The organism is Aerococcus viridans (assembly GCF_002871935.1).
Classification (GTDB): domain Bacteria; phylum Bacillota; class Bacilli; order Lactobacillales; family Aerococcaceae; genus Aerococcus; species Aerococcus viridans_B.
This window is the reverse complement of sequence record NZ_PNHQ01000040.1, coordinates 1-4,209: the sequence shown is the minus strand read 5'-3', so window position 1 is coordinate 4,209 and position 4,209 is coordinate 1. Positions and strand designations below refer to the sequence as shown.

The following is a 4,209-nucleotide window of genomic DNA, read 5'->3' as shown; positions in this document are numbered from 1 at the left end:
AATGGAAATGAATGATAAATAAAAAAACCAAGCAATCAATGATTACTTGGAAATTATTCTCATCAGTCCGATTTGACGAAGAGCCAAAGAACTTTAACTATTCATTATTCTGGTGATCCATATGGAATTTGACTGGAGTCAGTAACTGAATCACTTGCAACTGATGATTGAGGTCGTTCTGTTGTATTTGATTCAACCGCTGATTGCTGTTGTGAATCAGATGATGTTTCACTATCTTCTATCACTGAACCATTACTTGAGGAAGATGATGATTCATCCATCTGACTAGAATCACTTTCAGCACCATCTTCAATATCTGAGTCATCACTTGAGGACTCGGATGCACTCGATGAGGAAGCAGCGCTTGAAGTAGATGTTGAAGCACTATCACCTGAACTGCTTGTTGATGCGCTACTTGAACCACTTGTGCTTGCGACGCTCGAACTTGAGCTAAAAGCACTTGATGTATCACTCGATGATGAACTTGTTGAAGAAGGGATTTCTTCACTAGAATGACCATCAGTAGATGATTCACTAGCAGGCGTTGATTCAGCACCACTTGATGAGCTAGATAAACCAACATTAGTACTTGATGCAACAGTCCTAGATGAACTAGATGCATTGCTACGACTTGATGACCGTGAAGTACTTTGCTCAGATTCTTTGGATGCTAATACACCAGAAGTGACATTCGTATTCACGCCAAAAGATGGATGATTTGAAGTTTGACGTAAGGTTAAGGTGGCTGATGCATCATTAGAAGCCATAATTTTTTCACGTTTAGCTTGTAAATCAGCTATGCGCCTTTTTGAGGCTTTAATGGCTGCTTGACCTTCCTTACGAATTTTAGATAGTTCTTCAGCCGATTTATTCGCTGCTTCCGCTTCTTTTATTAAGCGGTTAAAGATATTTTGTGTAGCTTCTTCATCACTTACTGCAATCATTTCTAACAGTTTATCTTGTAAACAAGGATTTTCAATTTTATTGACGCGTTCAATAATCTCTATGAGCTTATCTTCTAAACGGTCATAAGTTAATGAACGATCTTCTTCAATTGCTAGTAAATCATTTCTATACGTTTCAATGATGTTGACTTGGTTTTCAGCTTCATCGATCAATGTGGTGGCTGTATGATAGAATCCATCATCTTCATGCGCCAATTGGCTCGCATAGTTATCACGAAGTAAATCAAGTTCATCAATGGTCACTTCCTCATCTACGAGGACATATTCTTTAATCGTCGCCCCATTAATTACTGTTTCACCATGACCACAATGTGCTTTATCAAATAAATCATTTATCTGACTTTGTAAATCAAACCGTTGTTGGACGGAAGCGATGCGTTCAACAAGGACATCTTTATCTTCACTATCTCTTAAACTGTCTACTTCTTCAGTTAATTCAGTAATCTCATCTTGTTGAATATCCGCTTTTAAGAAAGTATAGGAGTTATCAAAATAGAGCGCATTTACTGCCGTTGCCACTGTTTCAGTTTTTTCTTCTGCAGACATGCGATTCGTATTCGTAAACGCACGAATGATGAAAAAGGCTACCACGCACATCACAATACCAGCCAAAGTATAGGCGATTTGTCGATTGTCTTTAAATAAACGTTTGCGCACCTTTTCTTCCTCCCCTATTTCTTTATCTCAGTTATTTAGTTTCAAGGTTATCATGCAATCGCACAAAAAAAACCACCTGTTGCACTTTATCATATAATCTTTATATTAGTCATACACATGTAACCAATCTGTAACAGGCTAAACATAGGATGTGACAAATGTCGTTTAGACTCGTAACAATGGAAGGATTAGACGGAGTGATTAAAAATCACGTAGCCTAATCCTGAAGTGGCACGAGTCTGACATTTGGAGCTCAACTAAACAGGGTGTGAGACAGAGCGTTCAGCCAGGAGACGATGGAAGAAATAGATGTAGTGATGGCACATCACGCAATCTATTTATGAAGCGGACACCTGGCTGCTCTGACGAACCCAACTAAAGGGTGTCATCATCAATATAATTTAATATGTTACCAGCAATCATTTTCCATATTTTAGAGTGTATAACCTTTCTCCAATTAGAACTTTTATATTTAATTAAATGATAACCAAGTTTAATATAAAGTTGAAATAATACCAATTTGAACTAAAAAAGGAGCTGTAACCTATTGTTACAACTCCAAGTTTATATAATTATCGTGCATATTTCTCATTCATCTTGCGTTCATACACATTTAATAGTTTCGTTAGTGTAAAGGTTAGAATGAAGTAGATAGCCATTGAGATGACTAGCGGAATAATACCATTGAAGGTAATTGTTGATACATTTCGAGTTTGGAAAGTTAATTCCGCAACACCAATTGTAGATACGATTGATGATTCTTTGATTAAAGATACAAATTCATTCCCAAGTGAAGGCCAGATAGATCTTAATGATTGTGGGAAGATAACCTTTTGCATCGTCGTCCAATACCCTAAACCAAGTGAACGTGCAGCTTCAGCTTGTCCTTTATCTACAGATTTAATCCCTCCGCGGATAATTTCTGCAATATAAGCACCTGAGTTAAGCGATACTGCCACCAAACCAGATGTCATGGTCGTCCAACCAAACATGCCAGCAAAACCTAAGTAAATAAATAACACTTGAATCATTAATGGTGTACCACGGACTACTTCAATGTAAGCTTGAGCAACTAAATCTACCAGTTTATTTTCTGACAGACGCATTAGGGCTAAGATTGCACCAAGTATCAGACCAAAGAAGATTGATATTGCCGAAATGACTAAGGTTGTTTTTAGACCGTTCACAAAGTAAGGTGCATAGGCTAACCAAGTAGATTGACGATTGTCTTCAATAATTTGATAAGATTCCTCCAACCATTGATCAATTAAACCTTGTTCTTGAGCATCTGCAATAGATTCGTTAACTGCTGCTTGTAATGTAGGCTGGTCTTTTGGCATGGCAGCTGCCTTACCAGGGTCTTGGATTGGTAAATTCGCTTCAATCACTGTTAGATTGGGATTTTCTGCTGCATACGCTCCGGCTACGTCCTCATCTAATAATACACCGTCAACTAAACCTGAATCTAAAGCTGAAATCGAATCAGTTGTCGTACGCATTACTTGTACTTCTGCATTAAGGTAATAATCTCCAACTAGTAATTGTTGTGTGGTCCCTTCTCCAATCGAGATTTTTCCACCATTTGAAAAGTAGCTATCATCTGTAATTTCATTCACTTTACTTTCTTGAATCACAAATGATTGGCCAGAAACTTGGTAAATATCAGAGAAATCTACTGATTTAGCGCGCTCTTCAGTGGAAGTCATTCCTGCTAATACAATATCAATTTGACCAGTATCCAATGATGTTAAAAGGTTTGAGAACTCCATATCTACAACTTGAAGGTCTACGCCTAAGTCATCTGCAATTTTTTGTGCCAAAAAGATATCTAACCCAACAACCTGATTTTTCCCGTCTTTTAAAATAGAGAATTCAAAAGGTGCATACGTCGAGTTAGTACCAACCCGTAATACGCCTCGGTCTTGAATGTCTTGGTATAAAGTATCCTCTCCCGGTGCAGACACTTCACTTGCTTCTGGAATATCTGTCGCTGTTTGACCACTATCAGTAGCTAACACTGGATTTTGACTTAAGCCAACCATAGCTAGAATAAATGTCAGGCAAACAAACATGATTTGTTTCATATATTTCATCATTTTCCTCCTCTTAAGATCATTTTCTAAATATATTTCCATACAACTTTACTATTTTGGATATAAAAAAATCTCCCCCTCTATAACAGAGGCGGAGATCCACGGTACCACTCTAATTTTATGGGGTAGCTTGCACTCCCCCATACTTGAAATGGTAACGTCATTAGCGAAATGACCTACTCACTATCGTTCAGCCATTTTTCTCAACAATGCGGTTCAATTATCTACTCTGTAAGACCTCACACCAACGCCTCTCGCTATACCAGTCGATAATTTACTCTTTGTTTCATTGAATATTTATTAAAATAGTATGTGGTTATATCACGTCCACTACATTATATTGACATGACTAGGTATTTGTCAATCACTCTTAGGAGAAAATATTCGTACACCATAACAATCGAGTAGGAGGAATCTTTCGATTCCGACCTCTCACACCACCGTGCGTACGGTTCCGTACACGGCGGTTCAATATTTTGCGTAAGCAGACTCTA

Annotated in this window: 2 protein-coding genes and 1 other annotated feature; both genes read right to left on the bottom strand. The window is 37.9% G+C overall.

The window, feature by feature from the left end:
* Nucleotides 1-104 precede the first annotated feature (104 nt).
* A complete protein-coding gene (locus CJ191_RS09010; RefSeq protein WP_102199568.1) occupies nucleotides 105-1,622 on the bottom strand; it encodes a cell division site-positioning protein MapZ family protein in 1,518 nt (505 codons plus the stop codon).
* A gap of 572 nt (nucleotides 1,623-2,194) precedes the next feature.
* Nucleotides 2,195-3,715, bottom strand: coding sequence for an ABC transporter substrate-binding protein/permease (locus tag CJ191_RS09005; protein WP_102199567.1), 1,521 nt, complete (start codon nucleotides 3,713-3,715; stop codon nucleotides 2,195-2,197).
* 84 nt (nucleotides 3,716-3,799) lie between these two features.
* Nucleotides 3,800-4,014 (bottom strand) — a binding site (T-box leader).
* Nucleotides 4,015-4,209: the final 195 nt, after the last annotated feature.

Coding starts and splice junctions, on each gene's coding strand:
- CJ191_RS09005 (WP_102199567.1), bottom strand. CDS start 3,715: ATGAAATATATGAAACAAATCATGTTTGTTTGCCTGACATTTATTCTA.